This is a genomic window from Streptomyces sp. NPDC103540 (assembly GCF_055584445.1).
The window spans coordinates 588,693-608,777 of the sequence record NZ_JBVJMA010000003.1 but is presented as its reverse complement, the minus strand read 5'-3'; the positions used below and the strand labels follow the sequence as shown (position 1 = coordinate 608,777).

19 protein-coding genes and 4 tRNA genes are annotated in these 20,085 nt (G+C 71.1%); 13 read left to right on the top strand and 10 right to left on the bottom strand.

All coding sequences use genetic code 11. The annotated features are described in order from the left end of the window. Nucleotides 1-29 precede the first annotated feature (29 nt). Nucleotides 30-103, top strand: a tRNA-Asp gene (locus tag ACZ6ZI_RS10855). Between the two features lie 686 nt (nt 104-789). On the opposite strand, the gene bldC is transcribed toward ACZ6ZI_RS10855, so the two are convergent. Together bldC and ACZ6ZI_RS10845 are read right to left on the bottom strand one after the other, a co-directional pair. Continuing rightward, nucleotides 790-996: a developmental transcriptional regulator BldC gene (gene bldC, locus ACZ6ZI_RS10850; protein WP_003949541.1), complete on the bottom strand. Its 207-nt coding sequence runs from the start codon at nt 994-996 to the stop codon at nt 790-792. A gap of 659 nt (nt 997-1,655) precedes the next feature. Next, nucleotides 1,656-2,510 carry a DUF8083 family protein gene (locus ACZ6ZI_RS10845; RefSeq protein ID WP_469518595.1) on the bottom strand — a complete coding sequence of 285 codons (855 nt, stop codon included), beginning with the start codon at nt 2,508-2,510 and terminating at the stop codon, nt 1,656-1,658. Between the two features lie 208 nt (nt 2,511-2,718). On the opposite strand from ACZ6ZI_RS10845, the gene ACZ6ZI_RS10840 reads away from it, so the two are divergent. Both ACZ6ZI_RS10840 and ACZ6ZI_RS10835 read left to right on the top strand, forming a co-directional pair. Continuing rightward, the gene (locus ACZ6ZI_RS10840; protein WP_469518593.1) at nt 2,719-3,828 is read left to right on the top strand and encodes a Leu/Phe/Val dehydrogenase; all 1,110 of its coding nucleotides are present in this window, start codon (nt 2,719-2,721) and stop codon (nt 3,826-3,828) included. Nucleotides 3,829-4,103: 275 nt separating this feature from the next. After that, a complete protein-coding gene (locus tag ACZ6ZI_RS10835; RefSeq protein ID WP_363059450.1) occupies nt 4,104-4,367 on the top strand; it encodes a DUF3073 domain-containing protein in 264 nt (87 codons plus the stop codon). 103 nt (nt 4,368-4,470) lie between these two features. Here ACZ6ZI_RS10835 and purM read toward each other — a convergent pair whose 3' ends face one another. Together purM and purF are read right to left on the bottom strand one after the other, a co-directional pair. Further along, nucleotides 4,471-5,541, bottom strand: coding sequence for a phosphoribosylformylglycinamidine cyclo-ligase (gene purM / locus ACZ6ZI_RS10830; RefSeq protein ID WP_469518591.1), 1,071 nt, complete (start codon nt 5,539-5,541; stop codon nt 4,471-4,473). 90 nt (nt 5,542-5,631) lie between these two features. After that, complete coding sequence (purF, locus tag ACZ6ZI_RS10825; protein ID WP_363059454.1) at nt 5,632-7,149, bottom strand: amidophosphoribosyltransferase; 1,518 nt, start codon at nt 7,147-7,149, stop codon at nt 5,632-5,634. 169 nt (nt 7,150-7,318) lie between these two features. Between purF and ACZ6ZI_RS10820 the strand changes: the two genes are divergently transcribed. Both ACZ6ZI_RS10820 and ACZ6ZI_RS10815 read left to right on the top strand, forming a co-directional pair. Beyond that, entirely contained in the window at nt 7,319-7,417 is a 99-nt protein-coding gene (locus tag ACZ6ZI_RS10820; protein WP_363059456.1) for a putative leader peptide, read from the top strand. A 115-nt stretch (nt 7,418-7,532) separates the two neighbouring features. Next, nucleotides 7,533-8,969, top strand: coding sequence for a sulfatase-like hydrolase/transferase (locus ACZ6ZI_RS10815; RefSeq protein ID WP_469518588.1), 1,437 nt, complete (start codon nt 7,533-7,535; stop codon nt 8,967-8,969). A 40-nt stretch (nt 8,970-9,009) separates the two neighbouring features. Here ACZ6ZI_RS10815 and ACZ6ZI_RS10810 read toward each other — a convergent pair whose 3' ends face one another. The 5 genes from ACZ6ZI_RS10810 to purS all read right to left on the bottom strand — a co-directional run bounded on the left by ACZ6ZI_RS10810 (nt 9,010) and on the right by purS (nt 14,047). After that, nucleotides 9,010-9,834, bottom strand: a complete 825-nt coding sequence (locus ACZ6ZI_RS10810) for an META domain-containing protein (RefSeq protein ID WP_469518586.1) — start codon at nt 9,832-9,834, stop codon at nt 9,010-9,012. A gap of 51 nt (nt 9,835-9,885) precedes the next feature. Further along, on the bottom strand, nt 9,886-10,680 hold the full coding sequence (locus tag ACZ6ZI_RS10805; protein WP_469518584.1) for a maleylpyruvate isomerase family mycothiol-dependent enzyme: 795 nt from the start codon (nt 10,678-10,680) through the stop codon (nt 9,886-9,888). A gap of 162 nt (nt 10,681-10,842) precedes the next feature. Continuing rightward, nucleotides 10,843-13,116 (bottom strand): phosphoribosylformylglycinamidine synthase subunit PurL, encoded by a 2,274-nt coding sequence (gene purL, locus ACZ6ZI_RS10800; RefSeq protein WP_469518582.1) that lies wholly within the window; start codon nt 13,114-13,116, stop codon nt 10,843-10,845. Next, a complete protein-coding gene (purQ, locus tag ACZ6ZI_RS10795) occupies nt 13,113-13,793 on the bottom strand; it encodes a phosphoribosylformylglycinamidine synthase subunit PurQ (RefSeq protein ID WP_363059466.1) in 681 nt (226 codons plus the stop codon). The genes purL and purQ overlap by 4 nt, the downstream gene beginning before the upstream one ends. 2 nt (nt 13,794-13,795) lie before the next feature. Beyond that, nucleotides 13,796-14,047 carry a phosphoribosylformylglycinamidine synthase subunit PurS gene (purS, locus tag ACZ6ZI_RS10790; RefSeq protein WP_008740952.1) on the bottom strand — a complete coding sequence of 84 codons (252 nt, stop codon included), beginning with the start codon at nt 14,045-14,047 and terminating at the stop codon, nt 13,796-13,798. A 321-nt stretch (nt 14,048-14,368) separates the two neighbouring features. On the opposite strand from purS, the gene ACZ6ZI_RS10785 reads away from it, so the two are divergent. The 8 genes from ACZ6ZI_RS10785 to ACZ6ZI_RS10750 all read left to right on the top strand — a co-directional run bounded on the left by ACZ6ZI_RS10785 (nt 14,369) and on the right by ACZ6ZI_RS10750 (nt 19,041). Next, nucleotides 14,369-14,686: a histone-like nucleoid-structuring protein Lsr2 gene (locus tag ACZ6ZI_RS10785; RefSeq protein ID WP_363059468.1), complete on the top strand. Its 318-nt coding sequence runs from the start codon at nt 14,369-14,371 to the stop codon at nt 14,684-14,686. Between the two features lie 143 nt (nt 14,687-14,829). Next, a tRNA-Gly gene (locus tag ACZ6ZI_RS10780) sits at nt 14,830-14,901 on the top strand. Between the two features lie 79 nt (nt 14,902-14,980). Further along, nucleotides 14,981-15,053, top strand: a tRNA-Gly gene (locus ACZ6ZI_RS10775). 203 nt (nt 15,054-15,256) lie between these two features. Continuing rightward, entirely contained in the window at nt 15,257-16,273 is a 1,017-nt protein-coding gene (locus tag ACZ6ZI_RS10770) for an ABC transporter ATP-binding protein (protein ID WP_469518579.1), read from the top strand. Next, a complete protein-coding gene (locus ACZ6ZI_RS10765) occupies nt 16,270-17,031 on the top strand; it encodes an ABC transporter permease (protein WP_469518577.1) in 762 nt (253 codons plus the stop codon). Before ACZ6ZI_RS10770 ends, ACZ6ZI_RS10765 begins: the two co-directional genes overlap by 4 nt. A gap of 60 nt (nt 17,032-17,091) precedes the next feature. Then, entirely contained in the window at nt 17,092-18,336 is a 1,245-nt protein-coding gene (locus ACZ6ZI_RS10760) for a sensor histidine kinase (protein WP_469518575.1), read from the top strand. Next, nucleotides 18,333-18,944 (top strand): response regulator transcription factor, encoded by a 612-nt coding sequence (locus tag ACZ6ZI_RS10755; RefSeq protein ID WP_363059476.1) that lies wholly within the window; start codon nt 18,333-18,335, stop codon nt 18,942-18,944. Before ACZ6ZI_RS10760 ends, ACZ6ZI_RS10755 begins: the two co-directional genes overlap by 4 nt. 24 nt (nt 18,945-18,968) lie before the next feature. After that, nucleotides 18,969-19,041, top strand: a tRNA-Gly gene (locus ACZ6ZI_RS10750). A 115-nt stretch (nt 19,042-19,156) separates the two neighbouring features. On the opposite strand, the gene ACZ6ZI_RS10745 is transcribed toward ACZ6ZI_RS10750, so the two are convergent. Continuing rightward, entirely contained in the window at nt 19,157-20,059 is a 903-nt protein-coding gene (locus ACZ6ZI_RS10745; protein ID WP_469518572.1) for a phosphoribosylaminoimidazolesuccinocarboxamide synthase, read from the bottom strand. Nucleotides 20,060-20,085 lie beyond the last annotated feature (26 nt).

Here is a 20,085-nt window from a genome sequence, read left to right as displayed (position 1 = left end):
TTCGCAGCCGCCGAGCGGCCGCAAATCAAGGACCTGTGGAGCAGTTGGTTAGCTCGCCACCCTGTCAAGGTGGAGGTCGCGGGTTCAAGTCCCGTCAGGTTCGCAGAAACGTCAGGGCCCGCATCCACCAGGGATGCGGGCCCTGACGCGTTGTCGGACGTCACCGGACGTCACCGGACGTCGCCGGACGTCACCGAGCACCGGGGCCGGCGCGGGGCTTCCCCGTCGGGCGGCCCGGGGCTCCGTCGGGCGACGCCGGCGGCGACCCGACCCGATCATGATCACCGGCGGATGCGGCGAGGGCCCTGAAGGGGCCCCAGGGGGCCTGTCGCGCCGGCCACCCATCAGAGGTGCCCCGTCCGACCGTTCGGCCCCCAGCGGGCCGCCGGCGGGGCCGGGGCCCGGGGTGGTCCCGTACCGGGAAAATCCCCCGTTCGCACGAGTCGCTCTGCACCGAGCCATCCCCTTACGGGGTGCAATGCCGGATGTACAAGAGTTATCAGCTGTGACGGGAGTCACCACACGAGTTTTTGAGATGCGCACGTTTATCGGACTCATACGCCCGCTCGATTTAATATGTGCAATGGCACCCTGCCCGGCGACCTCCGCGCGGCACCCCTGCGGGCCCCCGTCCGGGCATAAAAAAAGATCGCGCTGGACCCGGCGGAGTCCAGCGCGATCGAACGGCAATGAGCCTGTTGGGGCAGGACCAGCCGTTTGAAGCCTTTGGGTTTCATCGGATTGGGGGACCCGCTTCGAACCCGTTTAAAACTGTGGTGCTACGCGACCTCAGGCCTCGCTGCGCTGCTGCGGAATTCCCGCGAGCAGTGCGCGAACCTCGGCCTCGCGGTAACGGCGGTGTCCACCCAGGGTGCGGATGGACGTGAGCTTGCCAGCCTTGGCCCAGCGGGTGACCGTCTTCGGGTCCACGCGGAACATCGTGGCAACCTCAGCCGGGGTCAGCAGCGGCTCGGCATCAGGGGTGCGAGCGGTCATGAGCGGCCTCCTCGGGAGAACCGAACCATCTCGGTTCTTTCCTCTAAATTCTGCACCTTGGCCCACGTTGCCCGAAATGGACATACGCAGGCCGAGTCGGTTATAGGACGAACGGCTTGTCCTCGGCACTACAACTACACCATCCGTCCAGCCTCGACGGCCAAACCGATGGAATTGCCCTCCGAGGTGTTCATCAGCGGCGGAAGCCGATGGACCGTCCCATAACGGACAGTCACCCCACTGTAACGATCAGTCACAGAGCGATCAGGAGTCGTCAGACCCCCCATAGAGTGCAATACCGAGCATTCCGCCCTTAGTTGGACGGAAGGAACCCTCCCCGGACTCCTTGTCCTATTTTGGCACGAGGGTAGGGGAAGGGCGCAAGGGTGTAGATAGTGCGGTCCGTCACGCTTGGGCCAATGGCCCGTATCGGGACGTAGGTCCTGGAACTAAGACCCCAATGTCGCGATCAGGCCTCTGATCTGCGCTTTATGGCTGTTGTGAAGATACGGCCGATACGGGCGATACGCTCCGTGCCCGCTCCGTCACCCGTCTCCATCCGTCCCCACCCCGCCCGCAAGGACATCCGTACGGGTGCCCGCGGGTGTCGTGTGGACCGCGTCCGGGCCGTCGCCCGGGCCGCGTCCCGGACCACGGCCCTAGTTCGCGAACAGTCTCTCCCGAACCGCCCGCCAACGGAGCGCCAGATCGGCATGGATTTCCGCGGCCTTTTCGACGTCGCCCGCGCGCAGGGCCTCCAGCGCGCGCCCCAGGTCACGTGCCGAGCGGTCCGCCGCGAGACCGTCAGCCGGCAGCGCGTGCGGCAGCCCCCCGTAGTCCAGTTCGACCATCGAGCGCGGATGGAACTCCTCCAGCCAGCTGCCGACCTCCACCAGCCCCTCCGCCATCGCCCCGTACCCCTCCGCCGCCCGCAGCGTGCGCAGGCCCCGCGCCAGCCGGCGCCGGGCCTGGACCATCGGCGTGCGGTAGCGCAGCCGTTCGCCCGGCAGGTACTCCCGCTCGTCGTCCGCCACCAGCACGAACCAGCGCAACGGCACCTGCCACACCGCCGTGCGGATCCACGGCCGCGCGTCGGGATGGCCCTCCCGCCACCGCTCGTACTCCTCGTGCGCCCGCCGCCGGACCGTCGGCGGCAGCGCCGCGTCCAACACCGGGCGCGGGAACTCCGCCACCAGCTCCCGCAGCGCCAGCCACCCGCGCAGCCGGGTCCGCCACGGACACACCACCAGGGTCCCGTTCAGCCGCGCCGTGAAGGCGTCGGCGCTCTCCCGCTCCGGGACCCCCACCACGGGGACCCGGACCAAGTCGGAGAGCGAACGGCGCAGTTCGTCCTGGGCCGTCGGGCTCGCCCCGCGCCGGGCGTAGTCCGCCCAGTGGGTGCGCTCCGGCTCGGCGAAGGCAGCGAGCGGCTCGTAGACGCGCAGGTAGGAGGCGTACGGGACATTCGGCGCGGGCCGCGCCGAAGCCGGTCGCCGCTCGGGGGATGCGTTCACCCCCACCTCCTCCCCACCCCGGGGCCTCCGTTCACCTCCCCGGGGCCCCGACACGCCGCGGATCGGGGCCCGTGACACGGGAGTGTTCCGATCCCCGGACAGGGGTCACCGGCGCGCCCCTCAGGTCTTACCCTGCTTCCAGCGCGCCCTCCCCCCACCCGCAGGGCGGGCGTCATTCCGCCGCATCTCTTCCATGGGAGTCACCACCGTGACCGAAATGACCGACGGCGTCCTGCACACCCTGTTCCGCACGGAACAGGGCGGCCACGAGCAAGTCGTGCTGTGCCAGGACCGCGCCACCGGCCTGAAGGCCGTCATCGCCATCCACTCCACCGCCCTGGGCCCGGCCCTCGGCGGCACGCGCTTCCACGCGTACGCCTCCGACGAGGAGGCCGTCCTCGACGCGCTGAACCTCGCGCGCGGCATGTCGTACAAGAACGCGCTCGCCGGCCTCGACCTCGGCGGCGGCAAGGCCGTGATCATCGGCGACCCGGGCGTGCTGAAGTCCGAGGAACTGCTGCTGGCCTACGGCCGGTTCGTGGAGTCCCTCGGCGGCCGCTACGTCACCGCCTGCGACGTCGGCACCTACGTGGCGGACATGGACGTCGTCGCCCGCGAGACCCGCTGGGCCACCGGCCGCTCGCCCGAGAACGGCGGCGCCGGCGACTCCTCGGTCCTCACCGCGTTCGGCGTGTTCCAGGGCATGCGCGCCAGCGCCCAGCACCTGTGGGGCGACCCGACGCTGCGCGGCCGCAAGGTCGGCGTCGCTGGCGTCGGCAAGGTCGGCAAGCACCTGGTGCGCCACCTCCTGGAGGACGGCGCCGAGGTCGTGATCACGGACGTCCGCGAGGAGTCCGTCCGCGAGATCATCGAGCTCAACCCCGACGCGAAGATCGGCTCCGTCGCCGACACCGAGGCCCTGATCCGCGTGGAGGGCCTCGACATCTACGCCCCCTGCGCGCTCGGCGGCGCCCTGAACGACGACTCGGTGCCGGTGCTGACCGCGAAGGTGGTCTGCGGCGCGGCCAACAACCAGCTCGCCCACCCGGGTGTGGAGAAGGACCTCGCCGACCGCGGGATCCTCTACGCCCCCGACTACGTCGTGAACGCGGGCGGTGTCATCCAGGTCGCCGACGAGCTGCACGGCTTCGACTTCGACCGCTGCAAGGTCAAGGCGTCGAAGATCTTCGACACCACGCTGGCCATATTCGCACGTGCGAAGGCCGACGGGATCCCGCCGGCCGCCGCGGCCGACCGGATCGCCGAGCAGCGGATGGCGGACGCGCTCGCCGCCCGCGCCGCGGCGCGCAAGGCCTAGCCTCCGGGGACCCGCCGGGGTGCGGCGAGACGGAACTCACTGCGCTTCGGCGGGTCGCGGGCCAGGAAAGCGTTAAAATCGCAGCTGACCAGCGAGTACGGGGTGTCCCGCTGGTTCTGTGACGAGGCGCGTCATGCGGGCGGCGTACCGTATGGCCACGGAAGCAGGTACCGTTAAACCCCTACGGACGGTCTCTCCACGGAGAGCCCGCTCCGAACCATGAACGCGTGTCAGACTCTGGGGCCGTCGAGCCCCGTCACCGAGGGGGTCGAGCCATGGGGCGCGGCCGGGCCAAGGCCAAGCAGACAAAGGTCGCCCGCCAGCTGAAGTACAACAGCGGCGGGACTGACCTCTCGCGTCTGGCCAATGAGCTGGGCGCATCGCCGACGGAGCCGCTGCCTATCAGCGCGCCGGTCGAAGTCGATGACGATCTGGACGACGACGACGACCCGTACGCCAAGTACGCGGATCTCTACAACGATGACGACGACGACGAGGACGAAGAGTCCGGTCCGTCGGCGCACCGCCGCGGGGCTTGACGCGCAGTCTCTGCACGCCGTCCGCACAGCTGACACTCTTCACAGCTGACATAACGCCGAAACCCGGTCCGGGGCCTCGCCCCGGACCGGGTTTCAGTGCTGCTCAGACCGCGTAGGAACCGGTCAGGGTCGCGCCCTCGGCGTGGTCGCCCCGGTCGAGGATCTCGCCGGCGACCCAGGCGTCGACGCCCCGGTCGGCCAGGGCGGTCAGGGCCACGTCCACCGAGTCCTGCGGGACGACGGCCATCATGCCGACACCCATGTTCAGGGTCTTCTCCAGCTCCAGGCGCTCCACCGAGCCGGCCTTGCCGACCAGGTCGAAGACGGCTCCGGGAGTCCACGTGGAACGGTCGACCGTGGCGTGCAGGTGGTCCGGGATGACCCGGGCCAGGTTCGCCGCCAGGCCACCGCCGGTGATGTGCGAGTACGCGTGGACCTCGGTCGTCCGGGTGAGGGCGAGGCAGTCCAGGGAGTAGATCTTGGTGGGCTCCAGCAGCTCCTCGCCGAGGGTCCGGCCGAGCTCCTCGACGTGGCTGTCGAGGGACATCCCGGCCCGGTCGAAGAGGACGTGCCGGACGAGCGAGTACCCGTTCGAGTGAAGGCCCGAGGAAGCCATCGCGATGACGGCGTCACCCGTACGGATGCGATCGGCGCCCAGCAGGGCGTCGTACTCGACGACGCCCGTGCCCGCGCCCGCGACGTCGAAGTCGTCCGGGCCCAGCAGGCCCGGGTGTTCGGCCGTCTCGCCGCCCACCAGGGCGCAGCCGGCGAGGACGCAGCCCTCGGCGATGCCCTTGACGATGGCGGCGACGCGCTCCGGGTGGACCTTGCCGACGCAGATGTAGTCCGTCATGAAGAGCGGCTCGGCCCCGCAGACGACGATGTCGTCCATGACCATCGCGACGAGGTCGTGGCCGATCGTGTCGTACACGCCCATCTGGCGGGCGATGTCCACCTTGGTGCCGACCCCGTCGGTGGCCGAGGCCAGCAGGGGGCGCTCGTAGCGCTTGAGGGCGGAGGCGTCGAAGAGGCCGGCGAAACCGCCGAGGCCGCCGAGGACCTCGGGACGCCGCGTCTTCTTCACCCACTCCTTCATCAGCTCGACGGCGCGGTCGCCCGCTTCGATGTCCACGCCTGCGGCTGCGTAGCTGGCACCGGTGGTCTTCTCTGTCATGACAGGGAGAGCTTTCGTGTCGTTACTGCGGGTGATGCAGGGCCCCGGGAAAAGCTTCGAAGACGGGGCCCGGCGCAGGTGGAGCGGCGATCAGGGGCGGCGGAGCGCGTCGGCGGCGTCGGTACCGCCCGCGAGCTCGGTCTCCAGGAGCTGCTTGCCGAGGAGCTGCGGGTCGGGCAGTTCCATCGGGTACTCGCCGTCGAAGCAGGCACGGCAGAGGTTCGGCTTCTGGATGGTGGTCGCCTCGATCATCGCGTCGAGCGAGATGTACGAGAGCGAGTCCGCCCCCAGCGACGTGGCGATCTCGTCGACCGTCATGCCGTTGGCGATCAGCTCGGCCCGGGTGGCGAAGTCGATGCCGAAGAAGCACGGCCACTTCACCGGCGGGGAGGAGATCCGGATGTGGACCTCGGCCGCACCGGCCTCGCGGAGCATCTTGACGAGCGCGCGCTGGGTGTTGCCGCGGACGATCGAGTCGTCGACGACCACCAGGCGCTTGCCCCGGATGACTTCCTTGAGGGGGTTGAGCTTGAGACGGATGCCGAGCTGGCGGATCGTCTGCGAGGGCTGGATGAAGGTCCGGCCGACGTAGGCGTTCTTGACCAGGCCGGAGCCGTACGGGATGCCGCTGGCCTCGGCGTAGCCGACGGCGGCGGGCGTACCCGATTCCGGCGTCGCTATCACCAGGTCGGCGTCGACCGGGGCCTCCTTGGCGAGGCGCCGGCCCATCTCGACGCGCGAGAGGTAGACGTTGCGTCCGGCGATGTCCGTGTCCGGGCGGGCCAGGTACACGTACTCGAAGACGCAGCCCTTCGGCTTCGCTTCCGCGAATCGCGAGGTGCGCAGGCCGTTCTCGTCGATCGCGATGAGCTCGCCCGGTTCGACCTCGCGGACGAAGCTGGCGCCGCAGATGTCGAGGGCGGCGGTCTCGCTCGCGACCACCCAGCCGCGCTCCAGGCGGCCGAGGACCAGCGGGCGGATGCCCTGCGGGTCACGGGCGGTGTACAGGGTTCCCTCGTCCATGAAGACCAGGGAGAAGGCGCCCTTGACCTGCGGGAGGACCTTGGCGGCCGACTCCTCGATGGTCAGGGGCTTCCCGTCGTCGTCCGTCTGGCCGGCCAGGAGGGCGGTGACCAGGTCGGTGTCGTTGGTGGCCGCCACCTGGGTGGCGCGGCCGTCCTGACGGGGCAGGTCGGCGACCATCTCGGCGAGCTCGGCGGTGTTCACCAGGTTGCCGTTGTGACCCAGGGCGATCGAGCCGTGGGCGGTCGCCCGGAAGGTGGGCTGAGCGTTCTCCCAGACGGAGGCTCCGGTGGTCGAGTAGCGGGCGTGACCGACCGCGATATGACCTTGGAGCGAGCCGAGAGAGGTTTCGTCGAAGACCTGGGAAACGAGGCCCATGTCCTTGAAGACGAGGATCTGGGAACCGTTGCTCACAGCGATGCCCGCGGACTCTTGTCCACGGTGCTGTAGCGCATACAGTCCGAAGTAGGTGAGCTTGGCGACCTCTTCACCCGGAGCCCAGACACCGAAGACGCCGCAAGCGTCCTGGGGGCCCTTCTCGCCGGGGAGCAGGTCGTGGTTGAGTCGTCCATCACCACGAGGCACGCCACCGAGTGTAGGCGAGATCGACCACTGGTCCGAATTGGGGACGGCCGGGAAAAGTCACAGTGCGGACAGTCCGGCTACCCGTGCGGAGGGTTACCGGAAAGGCCGTCTCGGCATCCGGAATGCACCGGTTGACAGGGGCCTGTGGGTTCGTACAGGCTTCCGGCTCATGCAGCCCCTCGGTGACCGAGCCGTCACCCTCGTCGAGCGCCGACACGTGGACCTGGTCCGTGTCGCGAGCGCCATCTGTCGTCGCTGCCCCGCTTAAGCGCAACTCTTCTTCCCCTTTTCACATTTCCGCTCCGCCGTGCCCCGCTCCGCCGTGCCGCGCGCCTCCGTGCGCCCCGCCCGGGGCGGGCGGCGAGCCGCGCCTTGGAGTACCTGTGTCTTCACACGAGAGCAAGCTGTCCCGTCGTGCCTTCGGGGGTGCCGTGGGAGCCACCGCGGCCGTCGCCGCGGCGGGCCTGGGAGCGGCCCCGGCCCATGCCGCCGACGCCCGGGAGAACACCTCCCCGGCGGCCCCCGAGGAGCGCGAGTTCCGGGCCTCGCGGGGGCGCTCGTCGCGCCGTCCGAACATCCTGTTCATCCTCGGCGACGACCTCGGCTGGGCCGACCTCTCCTCGTACGGGTCCCCGCACATCAAGACCCCGAACCTGGACCGGCTGGCCCGCCAGGGGGTCCGCTTCACCGACGCCTACTCGGGCTCCGCGACCTGCTCCCCGACCCGCTTCAGCCTCTACACCGGGCGCTACCCGGCCCGCACCAAGGGCGGTCTCGCGGAGCCGATAGCCGACAAGTCGGTGGGTCTGGAGCCGACCCACCCGACGCTGGCCTCGCTGCTGAAGGACGCCGGGTACTCCACCGCGCTCATCGGCAAGTGGCACGCGGGATACCTGCCCGACTACAGCCCGACCAGGTCGGGTTGGGAGGAGTTCTTCGGGAACTTCGGCGGGGCCCTGGAGTACTACTCCAAGTTGGGCCTCGGCGGCGAGTACGACCTCTACGAGGGGGACGCCGAGTACAAGGACCTGCGCTACTACACGCGGATCATCACGGAGCGGGCGAGCGAGTACGTCTCCCGGGACCACCGCGGCAAGCCGTGGTTGCTGAACCTCAACTTCACCACCCCGCACTGGCCGTGGATCGCCGAGGGCGACACCGCGGAGAGCGCCGAGATCGTCCGGCGGATCAAGGCGGGCGACGGACGGGCGCTGTGGCACCAGGACGGCGGCTCGGTGGAGAAGTACAAGCAGATGGTCGAGGACCTGGACCGGTCGGTCGGCGAGGTCCTGAAGGCCCTGAAGCGCTCCGGCCAGGAGGACGACACGATCGTGGTGTTCTCCAGCGACAACGGCGGCGAGCGGTTCTCGTACAACTGGCCGCTGTCGGGCAACAAGGCCTCCCTCCAGGAGGGCGGCATCCGCGTCCCGAACATCCTGCGCTGGCCGGCGCGGGTCGACGGCGGCCAGGTCAGCCGGGTGCCGGTGTTCAGCCCCGACTGGACGGCGACGCTGCTGGAGCTGGCCGGTACCCGCCCGCACCGCGCGTACCCGCTGGACGGCACGAGCCTGGCCGGGTACCTGCTGCGGGGCGAGAGGCCCGCCGAGCGGGACCTCTTCTGGCGGGTGCGCGGGGAGCGGGCGCTGCGCCGGGGCGACTGGAAGTACTACCGCGGCAAGTCGGGCCGTGACCAGCTGTTCAACCTGGCGAAGGACCAGCGGGAGCAGGCCGACAAGGCGGCGGTGGACCCGACCCGGCTGGCCGAGCTGCGGGCGTCCTGGGAGAGGACCGACCGCGGCCTGCTGCCCTACCCGGGCTGACGGGGCCGCGGCCGGGGCGGGTCGCCGCTGGGGGGCGCCGCTACTCGACCGCCGAGGTCGCCTTCGCCGTGAGGCCCGTACCGTCCTGGGCGGTGAGCGCGAGGGTCCCGCCCTGGATCCGCACGGTGAGCGGGCCGGCGGCGAACAGCTTCGTCAGCGCGCGTTCGACCTCGCCCGTCGGCCCCTCGCAGGCCATCCGGGTCGAGGTGACCGGCCCGAAGGTGACGGTGGAGCCGGCGGGGGCCGCGGGGTCGGAGAGGGTGACCGGAGCGGTGAACCGGTTGCAGCCGAGGTTGCCGCTCGCCCCGCCGTCGGCGGCGAGGGCGAAGCGGGCCTTCGCCGCCGCCTCGGCGGGTACGGAGGCGGCCGTCCCGCCGCTGACCAGGGAGTCGACGACCCACTGGGTGGCGGTGAGCGGGGCGTCGGGGTCCCGGGGGCGCGCGGTCAGGGCGATCGTGCTCCCGTCGGCGGTCTTCAGGGTGAGCCGGTCGGGGCCGCGGTCGATGGTGAGCCGGCCCTTGAACAGCCGGGCGAACGCGGTCTCGAAGTCCGTGTTCTCGCAGGCCATGGTGGTGCTCGCGCCGGGCGTGACCGTCACGGCGGAGGTGTCCGTGAAGGCCACCTCGGCCGTGAAGCCGTTGCAGCCGTAGTTGCCCTTGGCCTCGGTCGCCCCGATGTCGACGCGGGCGGCGGGCGGCGCGTGCAGGGTGCGGTCCCCGGTGGTCAGGGACTCGACGGCCCAGTGGCCCTGGGGGTCGGGGAGGGGTGCGCTCCCGCCGTCCTCGGACCGGGCGCAGCCGGTGAGGGCGAGGGCGAGGACGAGGGCCGAAGCCCATCCGGTCGACAGGTGCCTGAGGGTACGCATGCCCCTGGGACGGGGCGGACGGCCGGACGGTTCCCCGCGCCCGGGTCGTCGTCAGCCCATCAGCGGCAGCAGTGCGGACAGATCGGCCCGTTCGCCGCTCGCCCGTACGAGGGCCCCGTCGAGGGCGGTCGCCCAGTCGGTCCGGCCCGTGGCGAGGCGGATCCAGGTCAGCGGATCGGTCTCCACCACGTTCGGCGGGGTGCCGCGGGTGTGGCGGGGGCCCTCCACGCACTGGACCACCGCGAAGGGCGGGACGCGGACCTCGACCGAACCACCGGGTGCCTTCACGGCGAGGGCGTCGGCGAGGAGCCGGGTGCAGGCGGCCAGGGCCTGCCGGTCGAGCGGGACGTCCAGTCCGGGCACGGCCCGGTTCAGGTCGTCGGTGTGGACGATCAGTTCGACTGTCCGGGTGACCAGGAAGTCGGCGAGGGTCATGTCGCCGATCCACAGGTCCAGCACCCGGCTGCCCGGGTTCGTCGCCAACCCCTCGGCCAGGGCGGTCGAGGCCTGCTCGTAGAGCTCGGGCAGCGGGGCGCCCGTCAGGGTCTCGCGGGCCGCCTCGCTGATCCTCCCGGCGAGGGAGGCGGTGGCGAAGGGCCACTCGACGGCGGCCAGCTCGGGCACGGCGGCGGGGGGCTTGGCCAGGCCGCGGGCCAGGGAATCGGCGATCCACGCGAGGTGCGCGGCGAGTTCGGCGACGCTCCACTCCCCGAGGCCCGAGGGCCGCGCGAGCTGTTCGGGGGTCAGGTCGCGCACCGCGACGGCGACGTGCCCGAACTGCGCGGTGACGGCCGCGCGGATCTTCGCCGGGTCGTAGCTGCGCGGCTTCTTCTTGGCAGGCGGCATGCCCCGACCCTACTCGCGCTCGGGCCACCCGCGGCGGTACGGCCGAACCCCCGGCCGGAAGGCTTCGGGCCGGGGGTTCGGGCGCGTACGGAAAGGGCGTACGAGGAGGGCGTACGGGAAGGCGTACGGCCTCCCCGTGCGGCCTCCCCGTACGGTCGGCGATCAGACCAGCAGGGCCGGGATCGTCGCCTCGTGGGCCTCGCGGAGCTCGGCCAGCGGGATGGTGAACTCGCCCTGGACCTCGATCTCCTCGCCGTCCACCACACCGATGCGGGCCACGGGCAGGCCGCGGGCGCCGCACATGTCGGTGAAGCGGAGCTCCTCGCTGCGCGGGACGGCCACGACGGCGCGGCCCGCGGACTCGGAGAACAGGAAGGTGAAGGCGTCCAGGCCCTCGGGGACCACGACCCGCGCACCGTTGCCGCCCTTGAGGCAGGACTCGGTGAGCGCCTGGATCAGGCCGCCGTCGGACAGGTCGTGCGCGGCGTCGATCATGCCGTCGCGCGAGGCGGAGATCAGGATCTCGCCGAGGAGCTTCTCGCGGCCCAGGTCCACCTTGGGCGGCAGGCCGCCGAGGTGGTTGTGGACGACCTGCGACCAGGCGGAGCCGCCGAACTCCTCGGCGGTGTCGCCGAGCAGGTACAGCAGCTGGCCGGCCTCCGCGAACGCCATCGGCGTGCGGCGGTTGACGTCGTCGATCACGCCGAGCACGGCCACGACCGGGGTCGGGTGGATCGCCACGTCGCCGGTCTGGTTGTACAGCGAGACGTTGCCGCCGGTGACCGGGGTGCCCAGCTCCAGGCAGCCGTCCGCCAGACCGCGGGTGGCCTCGGCGAACTGCCACATGACGTCCGGGTCCTCGGGGGAGCCGAAGTTCAGGCAGTTGGAGATCGCCAGGGGCTTCGCGCCGGTCGCGGCGACGTTGCGGTAGGACTCCGCCAGGGCCAGCTGGGCGCCCGCGTACGGGTCGAGCTTGGCGTAGCGGCCGTTGCCGTCGGTGGCCATGGCCACGCCGAGGTTGGACTCCTCGTCGATGCGGACCATGCCCGCGTCCTCGGGCTGCGACAGCACGGTGTTGCCCTGCACGAAGCGGTCGTACTGGTCGGTGACCCAGGACTTGGAGGCCTGGTTCGGGGAGGAGACCAGGGCCAGGACCTGCGCGCGCAGTTCCTCGGCGGTCCGCGGGCGGGCCAGCGCGCCGGCGTCGTCGGCCTGGAGGGCGTCCTGCCAGGAGGGGCGGGCGTAGGGGCGCTCGTAGACCGGGCCCTCGTGGGCCACGGTGCCCGGGGGCACGTCCACGATCTGCTCGCCGTGCCAGAAGATCTCCAGGCGCTCGCCGTCGGTCACCTCACCGATGACGGTGGCGATGACGTCCCACTTCTCGCAGATCTCCATGAACCGCTCGACGTACTGCGGCTCGACGATCGCGCACATGCGCTCCTGCGACTCGCTCATGAGGATCTCCTCGGGCGAGAGCGTCGCGTCGCGCAGCGGCACGGTGTCGAGCTCGACGCGCATGCCGCCGGAGCCGGCGGAGGCCAGCTCGGAGGTGGCGCAGGAGAGCCCGGCGCCGCCGAGGTCCTGGATGCCCGCGACCAGCTTCTCCTTGAAGATCTCCAGGGTGCACTCGATGAGGAGCTTCTCCTGGAAGGGGTCGCCGACCTGGACGGCGGGGCGCTTCTTGGGCTTGCCCGTGCCATCGGCACCGTCGGACGCGGCGTCGAAGGTCTCGGACGCGAGGACCGAGACGCCGCCGATGCCGTCGCCGCCGGTGCGGGCGCCGTAGAGGATGACCTTGTTGCCGGGGCCGGAGGCCTTGGCGAGGTGGATGTCCTCGTGCTTCATGACGCCGATGCAGCCGGCGTTGACCAGGGGGTTGCCCTGGTAGCACTCGTCGAAGACGACCTCGCCGCCGATGTTGGCCAGGCCCAGGCAGTTGCCGTAGCCGCCGATGCCCGCGACGACGCCCGGCAGGACGCGCTTGGTGTCGGGGTGGTCGGCGGCGCCGAAGCGCAGCGGGTCGACGACGGCGACCGGGCGGGCGCCCATCGCGAGGATGTCGCGGACGATGCCGCCGATGCCGGTGGCCGCGCCCTGGTAGGGCTCGATGTAGCTGGGGTGGTTGTGCGACTCCACCTTGAAGGTGACCGCGTAGCCCTGGCCGACGTCGACGACGCCGGCGTTCTCGCCGATCCCGACGAGCATGGCGTCGTTCTGCGGGACCTTCTCGCCGAACTGGCGCAGGTGGACCTTGCTGCTCTTGTAGGAGCAGTGCTCGGACCACATGACCGAGTACATGGCGAGCTCGGCGCCGGTCGGGCGGCGGCCGAGGATCTCGCGGATCCGGGCGTACTCGTCCTCCTTGAGGCCGAGTTCCTTCCAGGGCTGGGAGGCGTCCGGGGTTTCGGTGGCGTTCTTGACCGTGTCGAGGCTCATGCGGAGACCAGCTTCTTCAGGACCGACGTGAAGAACGGGAGGCCGTCGGTGCGGCCCGTCCCGATCAGCGGCTCGACCGCGTGCTCGGGGTGCGGCATGAGGCCGACGACGTTGCCCGCGGCGTTGGTGATGCCGGCGATGTCGCGCAGCGAACCGTTCGGGTTGACGTCGAGGTACCGGAAGGCCACGCGGCCCTCGGCCTCCAGTTCGTCGAGCGTGCGCTCGTCGGCGACGTAGCGGCCGTCCATGTTCTTGAGCGGTACGGAGATCTCCTGGCCGGCGGTGTAGTCGCCGGTCCACGCGGTCTCCGCGTTCTCCACCCGCAGCTTCTGGTCGCGGCAGATGAAGTGGAGGTGGTTGTTGCGGAGCATCGCCCCCGGCAGCAGGTGGGCCTCGGTGAGGACCTGGAAGCCGTTGCAGATGCCGAGGACGGGCATGCCGGCCCTGGCCTGCTCGATGATGGTCTCCATCACCGGCGAGAAGCGGGAGATGGCCCCGGCGCGCAGGTAGTCCCCGTAGGAGAAGCCGCCCGCGAGGACGACCGCGTCGACCTGGTGCAGGTCCTTGTCGCGGTGCCAGAGCGAGACCGGCTCGGCCCCCGCGAGGCGGACGGCGCGCAGCGAGTCACGGTCGTCGAGCGTTCCGGGGAACGTGACGACTCCGATGCGTGTGGTCACCGTCAGGCCTCGACCTTCACGGTGAAGTCTTCGATGACGGTGTTGGCGAGGAACGTTTCGGCCATCTTGTGGATGCGGTCGAGGGCGGCCTGGTCGACCGGTCCCTCCACCTCCAGTTCGAAACGCTTCCCCTGGCGGACGTCGGCGATCCCTTCGAAGCCCAGGCGCGGCAGTGCACGCTGCACCGCCTGGCCCTGGGGGTCGAGGATCTCCGGCTTGAGCATGACGTCGACTACGACGCGTGCCACTGGCACTCCCGATGAGGTGGTTGGTGCGAAGGCGGTTCCCTCAGCGTACCCGGCCAAAATTTCTACGCGGGTAGATATCGGATGGCCTCGCGAGAGCGGCGGTTTCGGCTTCACCAACGCTTCGCAAAATCCGCCGGAAAACCGCGCGCCCGGGATTGCGGCGGGACACGCGGGGATAATTAACTGGGCTTCGCAATTCAATGAGAATCGCGGTACAAAGGAATCAGCCGGGATTCCGACGGTTTGACGGATTCCCCCGAAACATCCACACAGGCGACATCACCGCACGTCAGCGGGCGGCGACGGCGCACGAAGGGACCGATATCCGTGGCGCAGCGCGTAGTAGTCACGATCTCCGACGACATCGATGGCGGAGAAGCGGCGGAAACGGTCACGTTCGCCCTCGACGGTAAGTCGTACGAGATCGACCTCAATGCGGCCAACGCAAAGAAACTGCGGAAGGGCCTCGCGCCCTTCGTGGCCGCCGGGCGCCGGCAGTCCCGTTCGGGCAAGGCCTTCAAGCACACCGCGGTGGCCCCCGACCCGGCGGTGGTCCGGGCCTGGGCGCGGGCGAACCAGCAGGACGTGCCCCCGCGCGGCCGCATCCCGAAGCGGGTCTACGAGGCCTACGACGAAGCCCACTGAGGGCGACCCGGGGGCAAGCCGGGGGCGGACCGAGGGTGGACCGGGGACGGACCGGGGACGGATTTGCCATCCACCCCCAGGGATCGGCTAGTGTGTGGATCACGCCGAGGGGCCAAGCCGAAAGGCCGAAGCCCCCGAGTCGTGCGGGTGTAGTTCAGTAGCAGAACACCCCCCTTCCAGGGGGGAGGCGCAGTGTGCAATCCCTGTCACCCGCTCTGCACGCTTTACCGATCACGGTTGTGGATCAGGTAGAGTGATGCTCGCATCGCGAGGACATTCGTGTCCGAGCAGCATGCGGACGTAGCTCAGTTGGTAGAGCACCACCTTGCCAAGGTGGATGTCGCGCGTTCGAGTCGCGTCGTCCGCTCAGAGAACGAAGGCCCCGATCGGAATCCGATCGGGGCCTTCTTCTTTCCCCCGTTCCTCCCGTTCCTCCCCTTCCTCCCCTTCCTTCCTCCCTTTTCGCGACGCGCGGCTTTTGTGGTCCGCGTCACACGCGATGACAAATGTCATGGGGGGTCATGACAGCGCGCACTGCTCCGGCCCTCCGGCCGACGCGAGGCTTGTGCCATGACCGACACCGAGACCCCCGCCACGACCGGCGCCGACGCCGGGACCGAGACGTCGACCACGACCGACACCGCGACCGACGTCGCGACCGACACCGTGATCCGGGCCGAAGGGCTGCGCCGCGCCTACAGCGGCGGCTTCGAAGCCGTCCGCGGCGTCTCCTTCTCCGTGCGCCGCGGCGAGGTCTTCGCCCTGCTCGGCACCAACGGCGCCGGCAAGACCTCGACGGTCGAGCTGCTGGAGGGCCTGGCCGCGCCGACCGGCGGGCGGGTCCGCGTCTTCGGCCTCGACCCCCACGCCCGACGCGACAGCGTCCGGCCGCGCACCGGGGTCATGCTCCAGGAGGGCGGGTTCCCCTCGGACCTGTCGGTCGCCGAAACCGTCCGCATGTGGGGCGGGCTCACCACCGGCGCCCGCCCGGCGGCCGAGGCGCTGGAGCTCGTCGGGCTGACCGCGCGGGCCGGCGTACGCGTCAAGCAGCTGTCCGGCGGCGAACGGCGGCGCCTGGACCTGGCCCTGGCCCTGCTCGGACGGCCCGAGGTGCTGTTCCTGGACGAGCCCACCACCGGCATGGACCCCGAGGGCCGGCGCGACACCTGGGACCTCGTACGGGAACTGCGGGAGCGGGGCACCACCGTCCTGCTGACCACGCACTACCTGGAGGAGGCCGAGGCCCTCGCGGACCGGCTGGCGATCCTGCACGAGGGGGAGATCGTCCTGACGGGCACCCCCTCCGAGGTCACCGCCACCCACCCGGCCCGGATCCGCTTCGTCCTGCCCGCCGCGGTGCCCGCGAGCCGGCTCCCGCTGGAGCTGCGCGCCGCCGCCGACGGCCCGCGCGTGGAGATCCGTACCGAACGCCTCCAGGACGACCTCGGACGCCTGCTGCGCTGGGCCCACGACGCCGGCGTGGAACTGTCCGGTCTCGACGCCCGCTCCGCCTCCCTCGAAGAGGCCTTCCTCGACATCGCCCAGGGCCGTCGCGCCCACGACGACACCACGGTGGGGACCCGATGAACGCACCGACCCTCAACCCCGGCCGGCTGGCCGCCCTCGGCCGCAGCGAGCTGACGCTCCTCGTCCGCAACCGCGCCACCCTCGGCGTCGCCCTGATGATGCCCGCGGCGATGGTGGTCGTCCTGCGCTCCTCCGTCCCCGGGGACAGCGCCGCCGCGCTCGCCGAGGCCACCCTGACCGGCGGGATCGGCATGATCCTGATCCTCGTCGTCTACATGAACCTGGTCTCCGCCTACGTCGCCCGCCGCGAGGAGCTGGTCCTCAAGCGGCTGCGCACCGGCGAGGCCCGCGACCTGGAGATCCTCACCGGAACCGCGCTGCCGGCCGCGTTCATCGCCGCCGCGCAGATCCTCGTCCTCTCGGTGGGCGGCGCGGCCGTACTGGGCGCCCCGATGCCCGCCAACCCGCTCGTGGTGGCCTTGGCCGTGGTCGCCGCCGTGCCGATGCTCGCCGGACTGGCCGCCGTGACCAGCGCCTTCACCCGCAACGTGGAGAGCGCGGGGCTCACCACGCTGCCGCTGTTCCTGCTCACGGCCATGGGCTCGGGGATGTTCGTACCGGTCGACAAGATGCCCGACGCCCTCGCCTCGGCCTGCGAACTGCTGCCGCTCAGCGGTGTGATGGCCTTCGTACGGGCCGGCTGGTCCGGGGACGCGGCCGGCGCGGACCTCACGGTCGCCGCCCTCACCACACTGGCCTGGATCATGGTCACCGTGTTTGCTGTCCGGAAGTGGTTCCGCTGGGAACCGCGCCGCTAGGCCGCCGCGTTCGACGCGTCGGGGCTTGGGCAAGAGGAACAACCGGGGGGACGTGGAACCGTGTCGAAGCTGACCGGGTGGTGGAAGAACCGCAGCAGCGCGGGGAAGGTCGAGCTGTACACGCGCTGGTCCTTCCACTTCTTCGTGCTCATAGAGATCGGCTCCTTCGGGCTGATGGCCTTCGTGCCCCCGGAGAACGACACCTCGCCGCCCGTGGCGAGCGCCGTCTTCCTGATGGTCCTCGTGCACGGCCTGCTCTTCGGGGTCCTCTCCTCGAAGGCACTGGGCTGGGTCTCCGGCCGCCGTGCGCGGCCCGGGCGGCTCGCGGTGGTCGTCACCCTCGTCACCGTCGTCACCGCCGTGACCTTCCTGGTGCTGCGCCGCCTCGACCGGCTCGACGAGTCCGCGGCGCCCGCCCTGGTGACCGGGGTGGTCTCCTTCGGCTGCGGGGCCCTCGTCCTGGCGCTGGAACGCGTGCGCCACATGCGGTACGTGCCCGTGGCCGCGGCGATCGGCGTCGCGGGGACCGCGGCCGTGCTGGGCCTGCCCGTGACCGAGATCATCGGCTACTTCGTCTCCATCCTGATCACGACCGCCTTCCTCGCCTTCACCTGCGGATTCTCCGGGTGGCTGCTGAGGACGGTCTACGAACTCGACCACGCCCGGGAGCTCCAGGCCCGGCTGGCCGTCGCCGAGGAACGGCTGCGCTTCGGGCGGGACCTGCACGACGTCATGGGCCGCAACCTCGCGGTGATCGCCCTCAAGAGCGAGCTGGCGGTGCAACTGGCCCGACGCGAACGCCCGGAGGCGGTGGACCAGATGATCGAGGTGCAGCGGATCGCCCGGGAGTCCCAGCGGGAGGTGCGCGACGTGGTCCGCGGCTACCGGGAGGCCGACCTCGCGGTGGAGTTGGAGGGCGCGCGCGGTGTGCTGAGCGCCGCCGGGATGGACTGCCGGGTGGAGTTCCGTACGGACGCGGTGCGGACGCTGCCGTCCGAGGTGCAGTCGGCGCTCGGCTGGGTGGTGCGCGAGGCCACCACGAACGTACTGCGGCACGGGGACGCCCGGAGCTGCCTGATCCGGGTGACGGCCGGCGAGCCCAGGGGCTGCGTGACCCTGCTGGTCGAGAACGACGGGGTGCCCGACACCCCGGCCGGATCCCCCGGGTCCGGGCTCGCGGGGCTGCGGGAACGCCTCGCGGCGGTGGAGGGAACCCTGACGGCGGGGCCGGCCGAGGGCGGCCGGTTCCGGCTGCGGGCCGAAGTGACGGGACGGCGCGTGCGCACGATGGAGGTGGGGGCGTGAACCCCGTACGAGTACTGCTGGCGGACGACGAACACCTGATCCGGGGCGCGCTGGCCGCGCTGCTGGCGCTGGAGGACGACCTGGTCGTCGTCGCCGAGGCGGCCTCGGGTCCCGAGGCCCTGGCCATGGCACGGGCCCACCGGCCCGACGTGGCGGTGCTGGACCTCCAGATGCCGGGGGCGGACGGTGTGAGCGTCGCCACATCGCTGCGGGCCGAACTCCCGGACTGCAAGGCCATGATCGTGACCAGTCACGGTCGCCCCGGCCACCTGAAGCGGGCCCTCGCGGCCGGCGTACGGGCCTTCGCGCCGAAGACGGTCTCGGCGCAGCGGCTCGCCGAGCTGATCCGGACCGTGCACGCCGGAGGGCGGTACGTGGACCCGGAGTTGGCGGCCGACGCCATCAGCGCCGGGGACTCCCCGCTCACCGCGCGGGAGGCCGAGGTGCTGGAGCTCGCGGCGGACGGGGCGCCCATCGCGGAGATCGCGGAACGGGCCTCGCTCTCGCAGGGGACGGTGCGCAACTACCTGTCCTCGGCGGCGACGAAGCTGGGCGCCGAGAACCGGCACACGGCAGTGCGTCTCGCACGGTCCCGAGGTTGGGTATAGTGGTTCTCGCGCTACGGCGCACCTGCGGACATAGCTCAGTTGGTAGAGCACCACCTTGCCAAGGTGGATGTCGCGCGTTCGAGTCGCGTTGTCCGCTCAGCGAGAGAAGCCCCCCGGTCCTGGACCGGGGGGCTTCTTCGTTTCCGCGACCGGTTCCCCTCGCGGGGCGTCGCCGCCGGCCGGGAGGTGGTCCCGGCCGGCGGTGGGGCGGTTCAGCTCCAGGTCTGGCCGGTGAGGCGCTCGTAGGCCTCCACGTACTTGGCGCGGGTCCGCTCGACGACGTCCCGCGGCAGCGGGGGCGGCGGGAGTTCGCCCTTCGAGTCCCAGCCGGAGGCCGGGGAGGCCAGCCAGTCGCGGACGTACTGCTTGTCGAAGGAGGGCTGCGCGTGGCCCGGCTCCCACAGGTCGGCCGGCCAGAAGCGGGAGGAGTCCGGGGTGAGGACCTCGTCGGCGGCGACCAGGGCGCCGTCGGCGTCGAAGCCGAACTCGAACTTGGTGTCCGCCAGGATGATGCCGCGCTCACGGGCGATGTCACGGGCCCGGGAGTACACGGCGAGGGTGGTCTGGCGCAGGAGCGCCGCCGTCTCGGCGCCGGTGGTGCGCGCGACCTCCTCGTAGGAGACGTTCTCGTCGTGGTCCCCGACCTCCGCCTTCGCGGCCGGGGTGAAGATCGGCGCGGGCAGTTCGGAGCCGTCGACCAGCCCCTCCGGCAGGGCGAGGCCGCAGACCGTACGGGTCTTGCGGTACTCGGCGAGGCCGGAGCCGGTCAGGTAGCCGCGCGCGACGCACTCGACCGGGACCATGTCGAGGGCCTTGCACACGAGCGTGCGCCCGGCCCAGTCGGCGGGGGCACCGGCGGGCAGCTCCGTGGACAGGACGTGGTGGGGGACCAGGTCCGCGAGCTGGTCGAACCACCACAGGGAGAGCTGGGTGAGGATGCGGCCCTTGTCCGGGATCTCGGTGGGCAGCACCCAGTCGGCGGCGGAGATGCGGTCGCTGGCGACCATGACGAGCCGGCCGTCCTCGTCGCGGTAGAGGTCGCGGACCTTGCCGGTGTGGAGGTGGACGAGGCCGGGCACCTGGACCGGCTCGGGCTTTTCGACGAATCCGGGCACGGGGTCTCCCTGTGGTTCTGTACGAG

Excerpts from the sequence above, each read along its gene's own strand:
- ACZ6ZI_RS10820 (WP_363059456.1), top strand. The coding sequence starts at position 7,319 with ATGCAGCCCCTCGGTGACCGAGCCGTCACCCTCGTCGAGCGCCGACAC.
- ACZ6ZI_RS10805 (WP_469518584.1), bottom strand. The coding sequence starts at position 10,680 with ATGCCGCCTGCCAAGAAGAAGCCGCGCAGCTACGACCCGGCGAAGATC.
- ACZ6ZI_RS10810 (WP_469518586.1), bottom strand. The coding sequence starts at position 9,834 with ATGCGTACCCTCAGGCACCTGTCGACCGGATGGGCTTCGGCCCTCGTC.
- ACZ6ZI_RS10770 (WP_469518579.1), top strand. The coding sequence starts at position 15,257 with ATGACCGACACCGAGACCCCCGCCACGACCGGCGCCGACGCCGGGACC.
- ACZ6ZI_RS10765 (WP_469518577.1), top strand. The coding sequence starts at position 16,270 with ATGAACGCACCGACCCTCAACCCCGGCCGGCTGGCCGCCCTCGGCCGC.
- purL (WP_469518582.1), bottom strand. The coding sequence starts at position 13,116 with ATGAGCCTCGACACGGTCAAGAACGCCACCGAAACCCCGGACGCCTCC.
- ACZ6ZI_RS10835 (WP_363059450.1), top strand. The coding sequence starts at position 4,104 with ATGGGGCGCGGCCGGGCCAAGGCCAAGCAGACAAAGGTCGCCCGCCAG.
- purM (WP_469518591.1), bottom strand. The coding sequence starts at position 5,541 with ATGACAGAGAAGACCACCGGTGCCAGCTACGCAGCCGCAGGCGTGGAC.
- bldC (WP_003949541.1), bottom strand. The coding sequence starts at position 996 with ATGACCGCTCGCACCCCTGATGCCGAGCCGCTGCTGACCCCGGCTGAG.